Below are 20,457 nucleotides of genomic sequence, written 5' to 3' on the forward strand. Positions count from 1 at the left end.
GACCACCATGCAATTCAAACCCCTGTCTCTCGCCCTCGCCCTTGCCTTGGCGCCTGCCGCCCACGCAGAAAACCTGTCCGCCGTCTTCCAGGACGCGCAGGCCTACGATGCGCAGTATGCCGCCGCTCGTGCCGCCTACCAGGCCGGCCAGGAGAAGGCGGTCCAGGGCCGTGCGGGACTGCTGCCCAACGTCAACCTGGGCGGCAACGCCCAGTACAACAAGATCGACTCCAGCCTGCCCGGCGGCGACGCCGATTACGCGTCCAATGGCCTGTCGCTGAACGCCACGCAGCCGCTGTTCCGTAAACAGAACCTGGTGCAGTACGAGCAGTCCAAGCAGCAGGTCAAGATCGCCGAGATGCAGTTGAAGGTGGCCGAACAGGACCTGATCCTGCGCGTCGCACAGGCGTACTTCGACGTACTGCAGTCGCAGGACAACATCGCCTTCATCAATGCGCAAAAGTCGGCCATCTCCGAACAGCTGGCATCTGCCAAGCGCAACTTCGAGGTCGGCACCGCCACCATCACCGACACCCATGAAGCGCAGGCGCGCTACGACCTCGCCGTGGCGCAGGAAATCGCCGAGCAGAACAGTCTCGCCATTCGTCTGCGCACGCTGGAAAAACTCATCGGCAAACCGCCCGGCGCACTCGACATCTTCGTGGAACCGGGCGAGCTCAAGGTCGAAGCGGAACCCATCGACACCTGGGCCGCGCGCGCCACCGAAGGCAACCTGCAGGCCGAGATCCAGCGCATCGCCAAGACCATCGCCGACCAGGAAGTCGAACGCAACCGCGCCGGCCATTACCCCACGCTCGACGCCGTCGCTGGCTACACCATCAACAACAACCAGAATTTCGGCACGATGCAGGTGGATACCCGCGCCGCCAGCATCGGCGTGCAGCTCAACCTGCCGATCTACCAGGGCGGCCTCGTCAGCTCGCGCGTGCGCGAAGCCGTCGCCAACCAGGAAAAGGCGCGTCAGGATCTCGAGGCCGCGGCCCGCGACGCCAGCCTGCAGGCCCGCCAGGCCTGGCTCAACGTCAGCAGCGGGGCGGCCCGCGTGAAAGCGCTGGAACAGGCGCTCACCTCCACCCAGGCCCAGCTCGATTCCACCAAGCTCGGCCTGCAGGTCGGCGTGCGCACCAGCCTCGACGTGCTGAACGCCGAACAGCAAGTGCTGTCCGCCCGCCGCGACCTGGCCGGCGCGCGCTACGCCTACCTGCTGGCCGGGCTATCGCTCAAGGCCGCCGTGGGCAGCCTCAATCCGGCCGACCTCACCGAGATCGACCAGCATCTGAAACCCGCGGTTCAATAAACCGCCGACAGCCTGCGGGCGGGGCATTCAAGCCCGTCACGAGGCGGCACGCCGCCTAAAAAGGAACGAGCCTGGCCACCCGGGCCGCCGCACCGCGATGGCAGGCGGCAAAAGTCTGTCCCGCCTCGCCCATTCGGGCGCGTGCCGGGGCATCGCCCAACAGCGCCAGCGCTTCGCGCATCAGGGCCGCCGCATCGTCGACCCGCCGTACCGCGCCGGTCTCGATCGCGAGACGCGTCGCCTCCTCGAAGTTGAAGGTGTGCGGCCCCACCAGCACCGGCCGTCCCACGCTCGCCGCCTCGATCAGGTTCTGTCCGCCCAGCGGCATCAGACTGCCGCCGACGAAGGCCACGTCGCAGGCCGCGTAATACGCAAACAGCTCGCCCAGGCTGTCGCCCAGCAGCACGCGCGTCCGCGTATCCAGCGGCGTCTCGCCCAGCGCGCTGCGCCGCCGGTACGCCAGGCCGGCCGCCTCGATCAGCGCCGCCACCTCGTCGAAGCGGTGCGGATGGCGCGGCACCAGCACCAGCAGCACGTCGTCCGGCGCAGCCTCGGCAAACGCACGCAGCAGCAGCGCTTCCTCGCCCCCGCGCGTGCTCGCCGCGAGCAGCACCGGGCGCGATCCCCATTGCGCTTTCCACGCCGCCCCACGTGCCAGCAACGTGTCCGGCGGCGCGATGTCGAACTTGAGATTACCGGTGACGTGCACGGTCTGCGCGCCGAGTGTCCGCAGGCGTTCGGCGTCGGCGTCGGACTGCGCGGCGACGACCGCGATCCGCTGCAGGCACGCCCGCGTCAGCGCCGGCAGCCGCGCGTAGCCGCGCGCCGAGCGCTCGGACAGCCGCGCGTTCGCCAGCACGATCGGCACCTGCCCGCGCGCGGCGGCATGGACGAGGTTGGGCCACAACTCGGTTTCCATCAGGATGCCCACGCGCGGCCGCACGCGGCGCATGAAGCGGCGCATCGACCCGGTATAGTCGTAGGGCAGGTAGACGATGCGCGCGAACCTGCCGTACAGCGACTCGGCAGTGGCGCGCCCGGTCGGCGTCATGCAGGTGAGCAGCAGCGGCGCGTCCGGGTGTGCGTCGCGCAGCGCCTGGATGAGCGGTTGCGCCGCGCGCATCTCGCCGACCGACACCGCATGGATCCACAGCGCGCCCGTAGCCGGTACCGGGCCAAGCGCCAGGCGTTCGCCCCAGTGCTTCAAATAACCGCGCTCGCGGCGTCCGCGCCACAACAGGCGCAGCGGAATCAGCGGCGCCGCCAGCAGCAGGGCCAGCCTATACAGGCTCCAGTCGAATAACAGGCGCAGGGTGGGCATCACCGGATTGTAAATGGGCGGATGCCTGTGCCCAAGCCGCAAGGCTGTCGGGTGCTAGAATCGACGCCACTCTGGAGGCCAAACAATGAAAATCCTGCTCACCGGCGCGGCCGGTTTTAGTTCCGGCCGTTCGCGCTGCTCACTTAACTTGCGCGTTGCGCAAGTGAGCCTTCTCTGAAACCGGCGGAGACATTCAATGAAAGTTCTTGTTACAGGTTCCGCCGGTTTTATCGGCATGCACGTCGCGCAAATCCTGCTCAAGCGCGGCGACGAGGTCGTCGGCATCGACAGCCTCAACGACTACTACGATCCGGCGCTCAAGCTCGCCCGTCTCGAACAGCTGAAGCCCTACCCCAACTTCCGCTTCGTCAAGGACGACATCTCCGACCGCATGGTGATGGAGGACCTGTTCGAGAAGGGCCACTTCGACGCCGTCATCAACCTCGCCGCGCAGGCCGGCGTGCGCTACTCGCTGAAGAATCCGCACGCCTACGTGCAGTCCAACCTGGTCGGCTTCGCCAACCTGCTCGAAGGCTGCCGCCATCACGGCATCAAGCACTTCGTCTACGCCAGCTCGTCCTCCGTGTACGGCGCCAACACCAAGATCCCGTTCTCGGTGCACGACCCGGTCAACCACCCGGTGAGCCTGTACGCCGCCAGCAAGAAGGCCAACGAGCTGATGGCCCACACCTATTCGCACCTCTACGGCCTGCCCACCACCGGCCTGCGCTACTTCACCGTCTACGGCCCCTGGGGCCGGCCCGACATGTCGCCGTGGCTCTTCACCTCCGCCATCCTCGAAGGCCGCACCATCGACGTCTTCAACCACGGCGACATGATGCGCGACTTCACCTACATCGACGACATCGCCGACGGCACCGTGAAAGTGCTCGACCGCATCCCGCAGGGCAACCCCGACTTCGACCACAAGAATCCGGACCCGGCCACCAGCCACGCCCCCTACCGCATCTACAACATCGGCAACCATACCCCGGTGCAGCTGATGGACTTCATCGGCACGATCGAGAAGGCGCTGGGCCAGGAGGCGAAGAAGAACTTCCTGCCGATGCAGGACGGCGACGTGCAGGCGACCTACGCGGACGTTGACGACCTCATCCGCGACACGGGTTTCAGACCGGCGACGACGCTGGAGTATGGGATCGAGAAATGGGTGGAGTGGTATCGGGGATACAAAGTTTAAAACCGATTACGTAAATGGCATATGAATTGACCCGGGTATCTCGGACATTTTGTCAGCGCCAAACACGGGAAATGCAATGAAGGAAGTTGATTGGCAGGAAACCTTCGGTCACTCGTTACCCTGGCTACTGAGGGTTTCAAGTTTTGTGCTTTGGCGAACGGAGGAGTTGCTGTCGCAATCCTTGCCTACTTAGGAAATATCGCGGGAAAAGGTGCCCCTGTTCCTGATATGCGTTGCGCAATGGGGTCTTTCTTGTTTGGGTTGTTTTGCTGCGGATGCGCGATGCTGTTTGCGTATTTAACCCAATTGAAGCGATTGAATTCCTTGGCAGACGGCAACGAAACGCGAGGAGACTGGCGATTAGCTGGCTCCATTATTTTCACCTTTCTAAGCCTACTGTTCTTCGGTGTTGGCTCGTTGGTTGCTGTCATAACATTTAGGTAAAGGCACTAAAGGGGTCGACCCTATCCACCGAGCCGGGCCCCTGAATTTCCATTGATGTGAAGAATTGTCGCGTGCTGGCCCTAAGCCTTGGCGGGATAGGCTTCCTTGGCGTGCCGCGCCGCTGCGAGTTCCACTGGATCGTAGGCCTTGCCGGACCACAGCATCTCGTAGGCGATTTCTTCGTTGCCGTTTTCGCATAGTTCGAGCGCTCGCCGGAACAGGGGCTGGAAGGTCTCCGACTTGTGCGAGCGCTCGTGGAGTTCGAAGGTCGTCCAGAACGTCACGATCAGCGCTTCGCGGCCTTTCATGGGGCTTTCGACCGCCTGTCCGATGGTCGAGCCTTCATTCGACACCTGCCCGGAATTCAGCGCAACGAAGCCGCCGACGAAGCCCGTGTCGGAATGATAGGTCTTGACGTTTTCGCAGAGGAAGGCCACGCGCTCCTGCAGGTCCTCGACGCTGTATTCGGGTTTGAGCACGACGCGGTTCACGGTCACAATGCCGTCGGGGGGGAAGTTCGCGATCAAGCCATTCATTTTCTGCTCCTGTGATGATTGAAAAACATGCCGGATGAGTGCGGCCACAGGATATGAAGCGAAGAAGTATTTATCAAACGATATTTATTGGCGTTTACTATCGCATTAATCGATATATTGAGGCCAAGCCAGCCGTTCGGGGAATCGTTATCGCTCGATAAATCCGCCCATACTGACCGGCTCACCCTTGCCCGATGCCGATCGGCCATTCAAAACCGCCACTCCGCCTGCGTGCCTCGGCGATGGGCGACAGGGCGGACCAGGGTTTCTGGCTGGCCTTGCCTGCCTTCATCTGATGAACATCACTAAAGGGGCTAGGGCCGATTAATGTTCCTGGCCAAGCTTCTTTCCGGCCCCGCTCTCCGCGCATGGTCCGAAGTCCGCACGAGGCTGGCCTACCCATGTGGAGATCAACGGATTGCGCGTGCCGGATGTCACACCTCCGCGGGCAGGTTCATGAGGGCCTTGTCACGAAGCCACCAGATACTGCCGCTTCGCCGGTCGATACCGCGACGGGCGAGCGCGGCACAGTCGATTCCGGGGGCCGAGGCCGATGGTCTACAGGGATTTCTTTTTGCTCGCGATGGGCGCCGCACGCCAGGCGACATAGATACCGACGAGGACCGCGCTCATGCCGACGATCTGGATAGGAGTCAGCGATTCGTCGAGGAACAGCCACGCGAACACCGCGGCGGCGACCGGCGCGGTGAGTAGCGCGACCGAAGAAAAACTTGTGGGCAGGTGGGCCAGCCCCCATACGATCAAGCCCTGGCCAAGACCCTGAGAGATGACGCCGAGCGCGATCATCAGCCCCCAGCCACGCGGCGTCTCGGGGATCAATGAGTTGCCGCTGGCCAGTGTGACCAGCACCAGTATCGGCGCTGCAATCAGGCAGGTCCACAGGTTGATTTCGGCACTCGAGAGCCGTCCCCGCAACCGGCTCGCACCGAGAATATAACCGGCGTAGAGAATACCCGCGAACACACCCAGGCCATCGCCAATCAGGTGCTCGGTACCGATATCGAGGCTTTGCCAGGCCACCAGCACCCCGCCGACAAGGGCAATCGTCACGCCAAACCCGAAATGTCGGGTGACACGGGTGCCGAATAGCAGCCAGCTGCCGACGACGACATAAATGGGTTGTGCGTTGACAAACAGCATCGAGTTGGCCGCCGCCGTACGCTCGATAGAGGCGTGCAACGACACTAGATCAATGGCGAACAGCAAGCCGCAGAGCAACAGCAGCGGAACGTGTTTCGCGGACGGCGGATGTACCGCGGTCTTAGGCCTCGACAACCAGAACCAGAACGCGAATATCGGCAGCGCCCAGATCATCCGGTGGGCTGCCGATGCGACCGAAGTCAGCTCGCTCAGCCGAACGAAGACCGGATTGGTTGCCACCGCCACGGCGCCCAGCACGACGGCTAGCGGTGCGAATCTAGTAAGGTCTATGTGAGCGCTCCCCAACCGGGTAAAACAAGCCATCATCAGGCCTGCGCGTTTCGAGTGAAACATATTACATGAGGAATAATGGCGACAGCGTAAGCGGCCGCGGTGTCGGCATTCTTAGCCAACGTCGCGGCGGGTACGGCAGTGCGTGCCATCGCCAAACAACACAAACACGGGTTCTTCAGGTCTTGCCTTGTGCCTCCTATTAATAATTGGGGACAGACCACGGTTTTCTACACGTAAACTGAGTAGCCCATTGCCGCTCATTCCCCATCCACATAAATGAACCCTTCCACGGTCAAAACCTACCTGCCCTGGGTCGTGGCCGTGGCGCTGTTCATGGAGCAGCTGGACACCACCATCGTCAACACGGCGGTGCCGGCGATGGCGCTGAGTCTGCAGGTGACGCCGCTGAGCCTGAAGGCGGTGGTGGCGAGCTACATCCTGAGTCTGGCGGTGTGCATCCCGGTAAGCGGCTGGATGGCGGACCGCTACGGCACGCGACGCGTGTTCAGCATTGCGATCAGCCTCTTTACCTTCTCCTCGATCCTGTGCGGCCTGGCGCTGAACGCACCGATGCTGGTCGCGGCGCGCATTCTGCAAGGCGTGGGCGCGGCGATGATGATGCCGGTGGGCCGGCTGACGATCATCCATACGTTCCCCAAATCGGAACTGCTGAGGGCGATGAATTTCGTCATCATCCCGGCGCTGATCGGCCCGCTGCTCGGACCCACGGTCGGCGGCCTGATCGTGCACTGGGTCTCCTGGCGCTACATCTTCTTCGTCAACGTGCCGATGGGTTTGCTGGCGCTGTGGCTGGCGCATCGCCACATGCCGGATTATCGCGGCGACGCGGCGCGCCCGCTGGATGTCGTCGGGCTGGTCCTGTTCGGCAGCGCAACGGCGCTCTTGTCCTGGCTGCTGGAAATCTTCGGCGAGCACCGGATCGACGCCACCTCGGCGGCCGTGTTGCTGCTGCTCTGCATGAGCCTGCTGGCCGCGTATTTCTGGCATGCCCGCGAGACGCCTTACCCGCTGTTGCGCATGACACTGTTCCGGGTGCGCACGTTTCGCATCTCGGTGGTCGGCGGTTTCGTCACGCGTCTGGGGGTAGGCGGGATGCCGTTTCTGCTGCCGCTGCTCTACCAGCTCGGCCTGGGCCTGCCGGCGTGGCAGTCGGGCCTGCTGATGATGCCGGCCGCGGCGGCGGCCATGGGCATGAAAATCATTGCCCCGCGAGTGCTGGCGCGCTTCGGCTATCAGCGCGTGCTGACGGTGAATACGGTGATGATCGGAGTCGTCATCAGCCTGTTCTCGCTGGTGAACCCGACCACGCCGATCGCGTTGATCGTGCTGCTGGGCCTGTCCATGGGCTTCTTCAATTCGCTGCAATTCACCAGCATGAATTCGATGGCCTACGCCGATATCGATCCACCTGATTCGAGCATGGCCAGCACGATCGCGAGTTCGCTGCAGCAGATGTCGATGAGCTTCGGGCTGGCGTGGGGTTCGCTGATCGCCGGCTGGTATCTGGGCGACCTGCCGCAGACCGATCGCATGGCGGTGACGACCGCGCTGCACCATGCCTTTTTGACGCTGGCCGGCCTGACGATCCTCTCGTCGCTGTCGTTCTGGTCGCTCCGCCCCGGGGATGGCGAAAGCGTCAGCCGGGGATCGGTGCGCGTGGTGGAATGAGCGCCGTTAACGAACGGGGCGCCTGCGCGATCCGCCGCCCGTCTATCGCTCCACTTCCTGCGCGCTGATCATGTTCTGGTAGAGCAGCGCCGAGATGACCAGCGTGTCCTGGCTGTCCACATTCTCGAACGACAGCCCGTGCAGGAGGGTGGGTTTTTCATCCACCGTGGGCCGCGACGCATTCACCGAACGAATCGTGCAGTCCAATACGAGCACATGCTCGGCATCGCCGATCTTGACGCGGAATTTGAGTGTGAGCGGGCTGCCCACGTCGCCCATCTTTTCGCTGGCGGCAATCAATGCGCCGCCGAGGCTGATGTCGCGCGCAACACAGGCATGGCCCCGTCCCCCTTCGGCGGTGGCGTGACAGATGATATTGATCCGCCCGCGCGAACTGCCGCGCACGACCAGTCCGCGCACTTCCTTGGGATAGGCGAGATGGATGTGCGGGTAGGGCGTATTGGTGACACGCTTGGCCATCGAGGTAAAGGCGTAGGCCGTTTTCCCGCTGAACAGACGCACGACGAAATCCTGTCCTTCACGCACCAGCATCAGGCTGCCATTGATGATGGGCGTGGTCACGATGACGCTCTGGCCTTCCAGGTAGCCGATCAGGGTGACGAAGCAGCGGGACGGTTCGACATCGGACTGGAATTGCAGCTGTATCGTATCGCCGATGCCCAGCTTGATCTGGTCCAGCGACAGCACCCCGGATTCGCGCTGGGCCGGGGCCGGCTCACCTTTGCCGGCTTTGGCGGAGGGATCCTCGGGGTCGCCGGATGCCCGCTTGTCTGGGGCGGTTGGTTTGTGCTGTTCTGACATGGCGCGTCCACGTGAAAATTTTCTCGATACGGCATGATGGCACGTCAAATTTGCCAGAGCCCGTCGCGCGGCCAGGCAATGCCCGCATCGGATCCCGGGCAGGTGCAATTCGACGTTTCGCCGTGATGCCTCCTGGTCATCATAACGATGCCGGCCATCGGCGATTCCTCTCCCTTTGCCGCGCCGGCCTTCCAAGTAAACCATACTCATCGTGTATCGTTCACATGCGGCATGCCAGCCTGTCGTCATATGACGACAGGCTCAATCCGTTCTATCCTTTTGTTTTGTAGGAATATTCCAATAATAGCCCTGTTTCGATGTCGCCGTCAGGCGACGTTTTGGCCTGTTTTTCCCCTTGGCCGAGTCTCTTAAATCGCTTACACGACTGTTTATCAACGGGTTTTCTATGCTGGCCCATTTGTTGCTTTTCCACCCGTGCGTCCAGTTCCGGCCGCAACCACACCAGAGCGTTTCACCCAGATTCACCCAGATACAGAGAGAGACCCTACCCATGCTCAAATCCTTTATGCAACCCGGCACTGCCAGCAATTCACGAACTGATTCAACCCGGACGGGCCATTCGGGATATCCGAGCAAACCGGCCGAAGCCGCCAAGCCTGCCGAGCCCGCCAAAGTGGAAGCGGCCCCGGAAGTCATCCCGTCCACGCGTAACGAAGAGGGCAGCAAACTCATCGTCGGGCCGAACATCAAGCTGAAGGGCGCCGAGATCACCGATTGCGAAATCCTGGTGGTGGAAGGCCGCGTGGAAGCCTCGATGAACAGCCGCGATATCCGCATCGCCGAAGGCGGCGTGTTTTCCGGCAAGGCCGAGATCGACGTGGCGGAAGTGTATGGCACCTTCGAGGGCGAGTTGACAGCCCGCAAACGGCTGGTGGTCTATGCTACCGGCCGGGTCAACGGCACGATCCGCTACGGCGCCTTGATGGTCGAAGAAGGCGGCGTCATCACCGGCAACATGGCAATGCACGCGTCCGGCCCCAGTCTGGCCAAGCTGCCGGACGCGGCGCCGACCCCGGTGTCCGAAGCGGTTCAGGAGAAGGCGGCAGAACTCGAAGAGATCCGTTCCGCATCCACGTTCAGCCGCAACCAGCGACGCAGCTGACGGCCTTGAGGCAGGGCTGTCTGCGATCTGCGACAGCCCTGCCTGCATCTTCAGGGACGCTCGACGCCCCGCCCCATCCTTGCCCCACATCGGCTATCAGGCCTGCTCAACCGGTGCGGAAAACGAACGGCCGGACTGAACTCGGACCGGTCGGATTGCTCCAACACCCGGCAGCCTGCTCACGTCATGCAGGTTCGATGCGCTGGGGCAGCCCCATGTAAACAGGGCTTCACGAAAACTTCATTTTCCCCGGGCGCCCATCCATGCGAACGTTCCTGCGGGCTGGCTTGTCAAGAAATCGGCGCGGCCTCCCGGCCGCGTTTTTGCCGCTTTGTCTGCCGTCATCGGGTTCCGTATGTTCATCGTTGCTCTCGCTTGCATCCTGCTTCTTGCTTCGACCACCGTCACCCACTACGAGGCGCTCAGCAGCCTCAACACGCGGCTGGTGTCGCTCGCCATTCCCAACCGCAGCAAGCTGCTGGTCGTCATCTCGACGGCCTTCATGGCCCATGCGCTGGAAATGACGCTCTACGGTCTGACCCTCTATTTCCTGACGAAATATTTTGGAGTAGGCGCCCTCAGCGGGCCGTCTGGCCATTCACTGGCAAGCTGTCTTTATTTCTCTGCGGAAACCTATACCTCGCTCGGCTTTGGCGATCTCACGCCCGTCGGTCAGATCCGGATGATTGCCGGGGTGGAAGCGCTGAACGGCCTGCTCCTGATCGGCTGGTCGGCGTCGTACACCTACATTGCCATGGAGCGTTTCTGGAACCTGGACGCGGCACGGCGCCACCAGTAAGTGCGCACGAGGCCGGCCTTGGCTGACGACGCGTCTGCGCCGGCAAGAAACGCGGGCCAGCCTCACCATTGCCCTCCGTGTCAGCTGTTCGATGCCGCCAGTGCGTCCGCCTGATCCACACGCTCCCAGCTGAAATCCGGCTCGGCCCGCCCGAAGTGGCCGTAGGCTGCGGTCTTCCGATAGATCGGGCGACGCAGGTCGAGACTCTCGATGATGCCGCGCGGGGTGAGTCTGAAGGTGCGGCGCACCATGACTTCGAGGGTGTCGTCCGCCACGGTGCCGGTGCCGTAGGTTTCGACCAGCAGCGAGACCGGCTCGGCGACGCCGATGGCATAGGCCAGCTGCACCAGACAGCGCTTGGCGTAGCCCGCCGCGACCAGATTCTTGGCGATGTAGCGCGCCATGTAGGCGGCCGAGCGGTCGACCTTGGTCGGGTCCTTGCCTGAAAACGCGCCGCCGCCGTGCGGGCAGGAGCCGCCGTACGTGTCGACAATGATCTTGCGGCCAGTAAGGCCAGTGTCGCCGTTGGGGCCGCCGATTTCGAACGGGCCGGCGGGGTTGACCCATAGTCTGAAGGTCGGGGTGCGCAGCGCCCGCGGCACCAGTGGGTCGACGATTTCGCGCGCGACTTCCTGGGCGACCCAGGCGGGGTCGAGGCCGCGGGCGATCTGGGTGGAAATGATCACGGTTTCGACGCCGACCATTTTATGGCCTTCGTAGGCGACGGTGACCTGGCTTTTGGCATCGGGGCGCAGCCAGGGCAAGGCGCCGGACTTGCGCAGCTCGGCCTGCCGTTGCATCAGGCGGTGCGCCAGCCAGAGGGGATAGGGCATCAGGTCGGGGGTTTCGTCGCATGCGTAGCCGAACATCAGGCCCTGGTCGCCGGCGCCGATGTCTCCGCCCGCGAGGGTGATGCCTTTGTGAATCTGGATCGACTGGTGGTTGAAGCGCACCTGCACTTCGCAGGTGTCGGGGTCGATGCCGGTTTCGGCATCGCGATAGCCGATGTCGCGCAGCACCTGGCGGGCAATCGCCTCGGCGCGGTCGCGCACCTCGTCGAAGAGTTCCTTGCGGACGGTTTTGAACTCGCCGGTAATCACCACCAAGTTGTCGGCCACGAGGGTTTCGCAGGCGACCTTGGCCTCGGGCTCTTCAGCCAGAAAGGCATCGAGGATGGCATCGGAAATCTGGTCGGCGATCTTGTCCGGGTGTCCTTCGGACACGGACTCGGAGGTAAACAGATGACGGCGCGTATTCATGGTGCGTTTCCTGGGATGCGTTGAGGTTTAAGGGTTGCGTGCCGCGAGGCGCCAGAGCGAGGTGACCTCGGCCGCGCGCGCGGCGTGCAGCGGATCGGTGGCGTCGGCGGCGCGGGGATGCGTGGGCTTGGTGTCCAGCCGCCCCACTACATTCAGTCCGGCCGCGTCGATTGCGGTGAGCAGCGACTCGCGCGAGCGCAGGCCCAAGTGCTCGGCCAGATCCGACAGGATCAGCCAGCCTTCGCCGCCCGGCTCCAGATGCGCCGCCAGCCCGTTTAAAAAGCCCAGCAGCATGCGGCTGTCCGGATCGTAGATCGCGTGTTCGAGCGGCGAGTTGGCGCGCGCGGGCAGCCAGGGCGGGTTGCAGACGATGAGGGGCGCACGCCCCGGCGGGAACAGATCGGCCTCGACGACATCCACCCGTCCCTTCAGCCCAAGCCGGGCGATGTTCTGGCGCGCGCACGCCAGGGCACGCGGGTCCTGGTCGGTGGCGACGACGTGCTTGACCCCGCGGCGTGCCAGCAGCGCCGCCAGCACGCCCGTCCCCGTGCCGATGTCGAAGGCGAGCGCCGACGAAGGCAGCGGCGCTTCGGCCACCAGCTTCAGGTATTCGCCGCGCACCGGCGAAAACACGCCGTAGTGCGGATGGATGCGTTCGCCGAGCGCCGGAACGTCGACGCCTTTCTTGCGCCACTCGTGGGCACCGATCACGCCGAGCAGCTCGCGCAGCGAGACCACCGACGGCACGTCGCCCGCACCATAGGCTTCGGCGCAAGCTTCCTTCACATTCGGCGCGCGCCGCAGGGGAATGCTGTAGTCCGCCTCCAGGGGCAGCAACAGCATGCCGAGGGTGCGGGCACGCTGGGACTGGGCCTGGCGATAAAAATTGAAGGCTTCGATCGGCGACGCGGCGGGCTTGCGTGGCTTGCGGTCGATGCGGCGCGCCATGGCCTGCAGCAACTGGCGCGCGTTCTGGAAGTCGCCGCGCCACAGCAGCGCAGTGCCCTCGCTGGCCAGGCGATACGCCGCATCCGCCGCGAGGCGGTCGTCCGCAAGCATCACGCGCCTGGGTGGCGGCGATCCGCTTTCCGAGCGCCAGCGGGCGGTCCGGCTCTCGCCGGCCTCGGTCCAGTTCAGCACGGCAGGAGGTGCGTCAGGCTGAGGTTTCGTCACAGCTTTGCGCTGCGTCCGCCGTCCACTGCCAGGATCTGTCCGGTCACGTACTGCGTATCCATCGCGAAGAAACGCACCGCCAGCGCGATATCGTGGGGATCGCCGGCGCGTTTCAGCATGGTGTGCGAGACGATGCGCTGGCGCGAGACCTCGTCGAAGTTCGAATCGTCCTCGGGCCACATGATCGGTCCGGGCGCGATGCCGTTGACGCGCACTTCCGGCGCAAGTTCGCGCGCCAGCGACTTGGTGAGCCCGACCAGGCCTGCCTTGGCGACCGAATAGACGACGTAGTTTTTCATCGGCCGTTCGGCGTGGATGTCGGTGATGTTGATGATGCAGCCATGGCGTTTCTTCAGTTCGGGCGCGGCAGCTTGCGACAGGAACATGGGCGCCTTGAGGTTGCTGCCCATGAGGTCGATCCAGTCCTTTTCGCCGATGGAGCCGACCGGCGTGGGATAGAAGCTCGATGCGTTGTTGAGCAGCACGTCCAGCCCGCCGAAAGAAGAGACCGTCTGGTGGACCAGGCCCGGCAGGCCGCCGGTGTCGTTCAGGTCGGCCTGGATCAGCGCCACCGAATCGGGGCGGAGGGCATTGAGTTCGTTCTGCAGCGCACGCGCCTCGGCGGCCGAACTGCGATAGTGGATCATCAGGTTGGCGCCGGCCGCGTGCAACAGGCGCGCCGAGGCCGCGCCCACACGCCTGGCCCCGCCGGTAATCAATACGACTTTGCCATGCATCGGGATTCACCCTTATAGTCCCTGGATTGCGCATTATCCATGAACTCGATGCTGCCCGCCCCGACTCCCGACGCCTTTGCGCACAGCCAGCGCGTGACCGCGCATCTGCAAGCACTGATCGACGACGCGGGCGGCTGGATTCCGTTCTCGCGCTATATGGAAGCCGCACTCTACGCGCCGGGGCTGGGCTACTACGCCGCCGGCACGACGAAATTCGGCACGGCAGGCGACTTCGTCACCGCGCCGGAACTGACGCCGCTGTTCGGCCGCACGCTGGCACGGGCGATTGCACCCGTGCTGGCCGAGACCGGCGGCGAGATGCTGGAACTGGGCGCGGGCAGCGGCCGGCTGGCAGCGGACGTGCTGGGCGAACTGGAACGGCTGGGCACCTTACCGGTGCGGTATAGCATCCTGGAAGTGAGCGCCGACCTGCGCCAGCGCCAACAGGAAACACTTGCACGCGAACGGCCGCATCTGCACGAGCGGGTGCAATGGCTGGATGCGCTGCCCGATCACTTCCGGGGCGTGATCCTCGGCAACGAGGTGCTCGATGCGCTGCCGGTGGAACTGGTGCATTGGACGGAAGACGGCGCGCAGACGCGCGGCGTGGTGCGGGAAGGAAAGTCCTTCGCATGGCAGGACCGGCCCATCGCCGACCCCATGCTGCGCGCCCGCGCCGGGACGATCAATCAGGCACCTGGCTATCTGACCGAGATCAATCTTGCCGCCGACGCCCTGATTGCCTCGCTCGCCCACATGCTCGACCACGGCTTGATCCTGATGATCGACTATGGCTTTGTCGCCGCTGAGTACTACCATCCGCAGCGCCACATGGGCACGCTACGTGTGCATGTCCGTCACCATGCGCTCGACGATCCGTTTTATCTGCCGGGCCTGTGCGACCTTACCGCACACGTCGATTTCAGCGCGGTGGCACGTGCGGGACAGGACGCTGGGCTGGAACTCGCGGGCTACGCGAGCCAGGCGCATTTCCTGCTCGGGAGCGGGTTGACCGAATTGCTGATGCAGACGTCACCTGCCGATGCAACGGCTTATCTGCCGCAGGCCAACGCCGTGCAACGCCTGGTGTCGCCCGCCGAGATGGGCGAGCTGTTCAAGGTGATCGGTTTTGCCAAGGGCGATCTCGCCCCGCTTGCCGGTTTTGCGCGCGGCGACCGCCGACACGCTTTGTAGATCAGACCAGCGGCAGCTGCGCGTCCTCTTCCGGTGGAAGGCGCGTCACCCGCACCGCGTGCAACCGGCGGCTGTCGGCACGCAGAATGCTGAACTGGAAGCCGTCGAACTTGACCGACTCGCCGCGCTTGGGCAGATGGCCGAAGCGTGAGACGACGAGGCCGCCGACGGTGTCGAATTCCTCGTCGGAGAAATGCGCACCCAGGATCTGGTTGAAATCGTCGATTTCGGTGCCCGCCTTCACGCGGAACACGTCTTCCTTCTCGCGGATGATGTTGTCCTCGGTCTCGTCGAAGTCGTATTCGTCCTCGATGTCGCCGACGATCTGCTCGAGCACGTCCTCGATCGTCACCAGTCCGGCCACGCCACCGTATTCGTCGACGACGATGGCGATGTGGTTGCGGTTGGAGCGGAATTCCTTCAACAGCACGTTCAATCGCTTCGATTCGGGAATGAACACGGCGGGACGCAGCATGCCGCGGATGTCGCTGTCGGATTCGGCGTAGTGCCGCAGCAGATCCTTCGCCAACAAAATTCCGATGACATCGTCGCGATCCTTGTCGATGACCGGGAAGCGCGAGTGCGCGGTTTCGATGACATAGGGAATGAAGACTTCGGGCGCATCGTTGATGTCGATGACGTCCATCTGCGCGCGCGGGATCATGATCTCGCCGACGCGCATCTCGGATACCTGCAGCACGCCCTCAATCATCGCCAGGGCATCGGCATCCATCAAACTGTTTTCGTAGGCGCCGTGCAGCAATTCGATCAGCTGTTCACGGTCTTCGGGTTCGCGCATCAGCCAGTGGGAAATGCGCTCGAGCAGGCTCGGTTTGGGGGGACTACTGTCGGACTCCATTTTCGTCAGGAAATGAAAGATAAGGATTAGGAATGCGGAATCGCCTCAGTATAACGGCTTCGCGCGATTCCATGATGTCCGCGTCCGCCGGGTCGATGTGGTCGTAGCCCTGCAGGTGCAGCACGCCGTGGACGGTCATGTGGGCGTAATGATGCTGCAGCGGCTTGCCCTGCTCGCGCGCCTCGCGCTCGACCACCGGTGCGCAGATCACCACGTCGCCGCCCAATATGCCGGGCGCAATCTCGCCGTATTCGAAGGTCAGTACGTTGGGCACGTAGTCCTTGTCGCGGTAGTCCTGGTTGAGTGTCTGCGCCTCCCCGGCGTCGACGATGCGCACTGTGATCTCGGCGGCATGTTCCAGCGCGGCGGCGACCCAGCGGCGGATCTGCGCACGAGTGGGAAGCTCACTCGCCTCGCTGGCGAATTGCACCGACAGGCTGAATTCAGGACTCAATGCTTGTCCGTCTCCGCACGGTGCGCAGCGTAGGCGTCGACGATGCGGCCGACCAGCGGGTGGCGCACCACGTCTTCCGACTGGAAATGGGTGAAGGCGATGCCGCGCACGCCTTCCAGCACGTCGTTGGCATCCATCAGGCCGGATTTCACGTGCTTGGGCAGGTCGATCTGCGTCGGGTCGCCGGTCACCACGGCGCGCGCGCCAAAACCGATTCGCGTCAGGAACATCTGCATCTGCTCGGGCGTGGTGTTCTGCGCCTCGTCGAGAATGATGAAGGCATGGTTGAGCGTGCGGCCGCGCATGAAGGCGAGCGGCGCCACCTCGATGGCGTGGCGCTCGATCAGCCGCGCCACCTTGTCGAAGCCCATCAGGTCATAGAGCGCGTCGTACAGCGGACGCAGGTAGGGATCGACCTTCTGCGTCAGGTCGCCCGGCAGAAAGCCCAGGCGTTCGCCGGCTTCCACCGCCGGCCGCGTCAGCACCAGTCGCTTGACCTGCTCGCGCTCCAGCGCGTCGACTGCGCAGGCGACGGCCAGATAGGTCTTGCCGGTGCCGGCCGGGCCGATGCCGAAGGTGATGTCGTGGCTGCGGATCTGCTCGATGTATTCGCCCTGGCGCGGGGTGCGCGCGCGCAAGTCGGCGCGGCGGGTGCGCAGCGCCGGGCCTTCGTCGTCGGCACGGCCGCGCGTGAGCTCGACCAGGCCGAGCTGGATGTCATCGAGGCTCAACTCATCGTGCGCCCGATTGTAGAAATGCTCGATCGCCTGCGCGCCCTTTTCGGCCTGCGCGGCGTCGCCAGTGAATCTAAAACTTGAGCCGCGGCGGCCGATGGTGACGTCGAACGCCGCCTCGATCTGGCGCAGATTCTCGTCCATCGGCCCGCACAGGTTGGCGAGCCGCCGGTTGTCTTCCGGGGCCAGCCGCAGTTCAACGATGTCGGTTTTCAAGCGCTTTCGCTTTCGGTGATGGCGACTTCGCCGCGCAGGCTGTGCGGCAGGGCCTGGGTGATGGTGACGTCGACGAAGCGGCCGATCAGGCGTGGCTGGCCGGCGAAGTTGACGATGCGGTTGTTGTCGGTGCGGCCGGCGAGCTCTTCGGCGTTCTTGCGCGCATGGCCTTCGACCAGCACGCGCTGCACGGTGCCGACCATGGCCTGGTTCACCTTCTGCGCCTGCGCCTCGATCTGCGCCTGCAGCCGCATCAGCCGCTGCGTCTTCAGTTCGGCGGCGACGTCGTCGGGATAGTCCGACGCCGGCGTGCCGGGGCGCTTGCTGTAGATGAAGGAGAAGCTGGCGTCGAAGTCGAGGTCCTCGATCAGCTTCATCGTCGCCTCGAAATCAGCCTCGGTCTCGCCGGGGAAGCCAACGATGAAATCCGACGACAGGCACAGGTCGGGCCGCTGTTCGCGCAGCCTGCGCACGATCGACTTGAATTCGAGCACGGTATAGCCGCGCTTCATCGCCGCCAGGATGCGGTCGGAACCCGACTGCACCGGCAGATGCAGATGCGATACCAGCTTGGGCAGCCGGCCGTAGCATTCGATCAGGCGCGCGGTCATTTCGCGCGGGTGGCTGGTGGTGTAGCGGATGCGCTCGATGCCGGGAATCTCGTGCACCATCTCCAGCAGGAAGGCGAAGTCGGCGGTGCCGCCCTCATGCAGCGTGCCCTGGTAGGCGTTGACGTTCTGCCCCAGCAGGGTGACTTCCTTCACGCCGCGGGCCGCGAGGTCGGCGACTTCGGCAATGACGTCGTCGAACGGGCGCGAGACTTCCTCGCCGCGCGTATAGGGCACGACGCAGAAGGTGCAGTACTTGGAGCAGCCTTCCATGATCGAGACGAAGGCCGACGCGCCTTCGATGCGCGCCGGCGGCAGGTGGTCGAACTTCTCGATTTCGGGAAAGCTGATGTCGACCTGCGCGCGTCCGCTCTCGCGGCGTTGCGCGATCAGCTCGGGCAGCCGGTGCAGGGTCTGGGGGCCGAACACGATGTCGACGAAGGGCGCGCGCGACACGATCGCCGCCCCTTCCTGGCTCGCGACGCAACCGCCGACGCCGATGATGAGATTGGGGTTGGCCTGCTTCAGGTGGCGCACCCGGCCGAGGTCGTGGAACACCTTTTCCTGCGCCTTCTCGCGTACCGAGCAGGTATTGAACAGGATGACGTCGGCATCGTCCGGCGTGTCGGTCGGGACCAGGCCTTCGGCGGCGTTGAGCACATCGGCCATCTTGTCCGAGTCGTACTCGTTCATCTGACAGCCGAAGGTTTTGATGTAGATCTTTTTCATGGGGGCGCCGGGACAGTGAATAGACTGGGGGCTGGGATTTCGCTGCGGTCAGGGATCGCGCGGCAACGAAAAGGAAGCTTGGTGGTGATGAGTGGACTTGAACCACCGACCTACGGATTATGAATCCGTCGCTCTAACCGACTGAGCTACATCACCCTGAGACTGCTTTTCCGGCTGAGGACCGCCGAAAAGGCGCGCATTTTAGCTGACGCGGACAGGGGCTGTCAAAGTTAACGCAAACCCGCAGCAGCGTGATGAAACGGGACATCCGGCCAGGAAATCTACTGCGGGCGCAGTTTGGCCAGTTCGTCGAGCAGGCTGATCAGCAGTTCGCGCCCCAGCGGCCCCATGCCGGCGACGAGCTGGTCGGTGTCGCGCTCGCCGTTGACGAGGCGGCGCATGCGGCCGCCCAAGAGCGCCATGTCGCCGCCCGCCTTCATCATCTGTTCGGCCATGTTGGCGAGTACGGACATCGCCTGCGCATCGCCGCGCGCCGAGGCGTCGATGAGCGCGGCCAGCCCAGGGGCGGCGCTGCTGCCATCCGGCTGGGCATCCAGCGGCGGCAACGTGGCCGGGTTGTCGAGGCCGCGAAGGATGGCGTCGAGCAGGATGCTGTCCTCCTCGTCCAGTCCCAGCTTGATCGAGGGATCGCGGCGGCCGTCGATCACGTGGCGCAGCGCGCCGACCAGTCGCGCCCATCCGGCCTGTTCGGCGGCGTCGAGCTGTCTCATCAGGTCGGGCAGCTGGCTGCGGTCGCGCAGCGCGTTGACCACGGTGTGGATGAAGGACGCGTGGACGCGCAAGACCTGTTCGACGGCGGGCGGGAGTTGGGCCATTGTTGGTGAGCGGGGAGCAGTAAGCGGTGAGGGGATTGTCCGGTCAGGGCGCGGTGTTGGCAATGACGGGGCGCAGCGGCACATTCCCGATGCGCCAGTGCGCGCCTGCCCACGCCAGAAGTTCGGCCGGACCGGCATCGTTCAGCTCCGGCGGCGGCGGATGGCCGAGCACGGCGAGCGCCAGCGCCAGCACGGCGCCCCGCCCCGCCTCGGGCAGGGCGGGGGCGAGGGTCTGCTTGGACAACTTCTGTCCGGCGGCGTTGGTGATGAGCGGCACGTGGGCGTAAACCGGCGTCGGCAGGCCAAGCAGGCCTTGCAGATAAATCTGTCGCGGGGTGTTCCACAGCAGGTCGGCGCCGCGCACGACGTGGGTGATGCCCTGGAAGGCATCGTCGACCACCACCGCCAGCTGATAGGCGAACAAGCCGTCGGCGCGCTTGACGATGAAGTCGCCGACGTCGCGCGCCAGGTTCTGCTCCAGGTCGCCCTGGATACGGTCGTGGAAGCGGGCACTCACATCCGGCACGCGCACCCGCCAGGCGCGTGCGATCGTGCCGGGCGGCAGGCCATTGCGGCAGGTGCCGGGATAGAGGATCTCGCCCTCGCGGTTGCGCGGCGCCTGCGCGAGCTGGCTGCGCGTGCAGGCACACGGGTAGACCGCGCCGCGCGCCTTCAGCGCATCGAGCGCCGCGGCGTAGGCGTCGTCGCGTTGCGACTGCTGGATCACCGCGCCATCCCAGTGCAGGCCGTAGGCCTCCAGCTGGCGCAGGATGGTGTCGGCCGCGCCAGGCTCGCAGCGCGGCCGGTCGAGGTCTTCCATGCGTAAAAGCCAGCGCCCGCCCGCCGCGCGGGCGTCGAGAAAACTCGCCACCGCGGCGACCAGCGAGCCGAAGTGCAGGGGACCGGTGGGAGACGGCGCAAAGCGCCCGACGTAGGGTGCGGGATTCACC

19 protein-coding genes and 1 tRNA gene are annotated in these 20,457 nt (G+C 64.4%); 6 read left to right on the plus strand and 14 right to left on the minus strand.

The features are described from left to right. The first annotated feature begins 7 nt into the window (after window positions 1-7). Window positions 8-1,318, plus strand: coding sequence for a TolC family outer membrane protein (locus tag B058_RS0105360; protein WP_018507456.1), 1,311 nt, complete (start codon window positions 8-10; stop codon window positions 1,316-1,318). A gap of 55 nt (window positions 1,319-1,373) precedes the next feature. Here the strand turns inward: B058_RS0105360 and waaA are convergent, their stop codons facing one another. Further along, complete coding sequence (gene waaA / locus B058_RS0105365) at window positions 1,374-2,639, minus strand: lipid IV(A) 3-deoxy-D-manno-octulosonic acid transferase (protein WP_018507457.1); 1,266 nt, start codon at window positions 2,637-2,639, stop codon at window positions 1,374-1,376. A 196-nt stretch (window positions 2,640-2,835) separates the two neighbouring features. Between waaA and B058_RS0105370 the strand changes: the two genes are divergently transcribed. After that, window positions 2,836-3,840 carry an NAD-dependent epimerase gene (locus B058_RS0105370; RefSeq protein WP_026240672.1) on the plus strand — a complete coding sequence of 335 codons (1,005 nt, stop codon included), beginning with the start codon at window positions 2,836-2,838 and terminating at the stop codon, window positions 3,838-3,840. Between the two features lie 524 nt (window positions 3,841-4,364). Here B058_RS0105370 and B058_RS0105375 read toward each other — a convergent pair. Both B058_RS0105375 and B058_RS0105385 read right to left on the minus strand, forming a co-directional pair. Beyond that, window positions 4,365-4,820, minus strand: coding sequence for a hypothetical protein (locus B058_RS0105375; RefSeq protein ID WP_018507459.1), 456 nt, complete (start codon window positions 4,818-4,820; stop codon window positions 4,365-4,367). A 558-nt stretch (window positions 4,821-5,378) separates the two neighbouring features. Further along, window positions 5,379-6,239, minus strand: a complete 861-nt coding sequence (locus B058_RS0105385) for a DMT family transporter (protein ID WP_018507461.1) — start codon at window positions 6,237-6,239, stop codon at window positions 5,379-5,381. A gap of 312 nt (window positions 6,240-6,551) precedes the next feature. Here B058_RS0105385 and B058_RS0105390 point away from each other — a divergent pair, with 312 nt between their 5' ends. Next, entirely contained in the window at window positions 6,552-7,964 is a 1,413-nt protein-coding gene (locus tag B058_RS0105390) for an MFS transporter (RefSeq protein WP_018507462.1), read from the plus strand. 42 nt (window positions 7,965-8,006) lie between these two features. Here the strand turns inward: B058_RS0105390 and B058_RS0105395 are convergent, their stop codons facing one another. Next, window positions 8,007-8,786 (minus strand): flagellar brake protein, encoded by a 780-nt coding sequence (locus B058_RS0105395; protein WP_018507463.1) that lies wholly within the window; start codon window positions 8,784-8,786, stop codon window positions 8,007-8,009. Between the two features lie 511 nt (window positions 8,787-9,297). Here B058_RS0105395 and B058_RS0105400 point away from each other — a divergent pair. Beyond that, complete coding sequence (locus tag B058_RS0105400) at window positions 9,298-9,909, plus strand: bactofilin family protein (RefSeq protein ID WP_026240673.1); 612 nt, start codon at window positions 9,298-9,300, stop codon at window positions 9,907-9,909. Between the two features lie 355 nt (window positions 9,910-10,264). Beyond that, a complete protein-coding gene (locus B058_RS0105405) occupies window positions 10,265-10,708 on the plus strand; it encodes a potassium channel family protein (protein ID WP_026240674.1) in 444 nt (147 codons plus the stop codon). Between the two features lie 80 nt (window positions 10,709-10,788). Here the strand turns inward: B058_RS0105405 and metK are convergent, their stop codons facing one another. From metK to B058_RS0105420, 3 genes are read right to left on the minus strand one after another with little or no spacing between them, the layout of a single operon-like run. Further along, complete coding sequence (gene metK, locus B058_RS0105410) at window positions 10,789-11,967, minus strand: methionine adenosyltransferase (RefSeq protein WP_018507466.1); 1,179 nt, start codon at window positions 11,965-11,967, stop codon at window positions 10,789-10,791. Between the two features lie 27 nt (window positions 11,968-11,994). Next, entirely contained in the window at window positions 11,995-13,107 is a 1,113-nt protein-coding gene (locus B058_RS0105415; RefSeq protein WP_018507467.1) for a methyltransferase, read from the minus strand. Window positions 13,108-13,136: 29 nt separating this feature from the next. Next, window positions 13,137-13,877 carry a pteridine reductase gene (locus B058_RS0105420; protein WP_018507468.1) on the minus strand — a complete coding sequence of 247 codons (741 nt, stop codon included), beginning with the start codon at window positions 13,875-13,877 and terminating at the stop codon, window positions 13,137-13,139. A 48-nt stretch (window positions 13,878-13,925) separates the two neighbouring features. Here B058_RS0105420 and B058_RS0105425 point away from each other — a divergent pair, with 48 nt between their 5' ends. Beyond that, window positions 13,926-15,071 (plus strand): class I SAM-dependent methyltransferase, encoded by a 1,146-nt coding sequence (locus B058_RS0105425; RefSeq protein ID WP_018507469.1) that lies wholly within the window; start codon window positions 13,926-13,928, stop codon window positions 15,069-15,071. 1 nt (window position 15,072) lies between these two features. On the opposite strand, the gene B058_RS0105430 is transcribed toward B058_RS0105425, so the two are convergent. The 7 genes from B058_RS0105430 to gluQRS all read right to left on the minus strand — a co-directional run bounded on the left by B058_RS0105430 (window position 15,073) and on the right by gluQRS (window position 20,456). Next, window positions 15,073-15,930 (minus strand): CorC family transporter, encoded by an 858-nt coding sequence (locus B058_RS0105430; protein ID WP_018507470.1) that lies wholly within the window; start codon window positions 15,928-15,930, stop codon window positions 15,073-15,075. Then, complete coding sequence (gene ybeY, locus B058_RS0105435) at window positions 15,914-16,384, minus strand: rRNA maturation RNase YbeY (RefSeq protein WP_018507471.1); 471 nt, start codon at window positions 16,382-16,384, stop codon at window positions 15,914-15,916. The genes B058_RS0105430 and ybeY overlap by 17 nt, the downstream gene beginning before the upstream one ends. After that, on the minus strand, window positions 16,381-17,334 hold the full coding sequence (locus tag B058_RS0105440; protein WP_018507472.1) for a PhoH family protein: 954 nt from the start codon (window positions 17,332-17,334) through the stop codon (window positions 16,381-16,383). Before B058_RS0105440 ends, ybeY begins: the two co-directional genes overlap by 4 nt. After that, on the minus strand, window positions 17,331-18,671 hold the full coding sequence (gene miaB / locus B058_RS0105445; protein ID WP_018507473.1) for a tRNA (N6-isopentenyl adenosine(37)-C2)-methylthiotransferase MiaB: 1,341 nt from the start codon (window positions 18,669-18,671) through the stop codon (window positions 17,331-17,333). The genes B058_RS0105440 and miaB overlap by 4 nt, the downstream gene beginning before the upstream one ends. Before the next feature lie 79 nt (window positions 18,672-18,750). Continuing rightward, window positions 18,751-18,827 (minus strand) — tRNA-Met (locus B058_RS0105450). A 125-nt stretch (window positions 18,828-18,952) separates the two neighbouring features. Continuing rightward, entirely contained in the window at window positions 18,953-19,507 is a 555-nt protein-coding gene (locus B058_RS0105455) for a hypothetical protein (protein WP_018507474.1), read from the minus strand. A gap of 43 nt (window positions 19,508-19,550) precedes the next feature. After that, window positions 19,551-20,456 carry a tRNA glutamyl-Q(34) synthetase GluQRS gene (gene gluQRS / locus B058_RS0105460; protein WP_018507475.1) on the minus strand — a complete coding sequence of 302 codons (906 nt, stop codon included), beginning with the start codon at window positions 20,454-20,456 and terminating at the stop codon, window positions 19,551-19,553. Window position 20,457: the final 1 nt, after the last annotated feature.

The organism is Thiobacillus thioparus DSM 505 (assembly GCF_000373385.1).
Classification (GTDB): domain Bacteria; phylum Pseudomonadota; class Gammaproteobacteria; order Burkholderiales; family Thiobacillaceae; genus Thiobacillus; species Thiobacillus thioparus.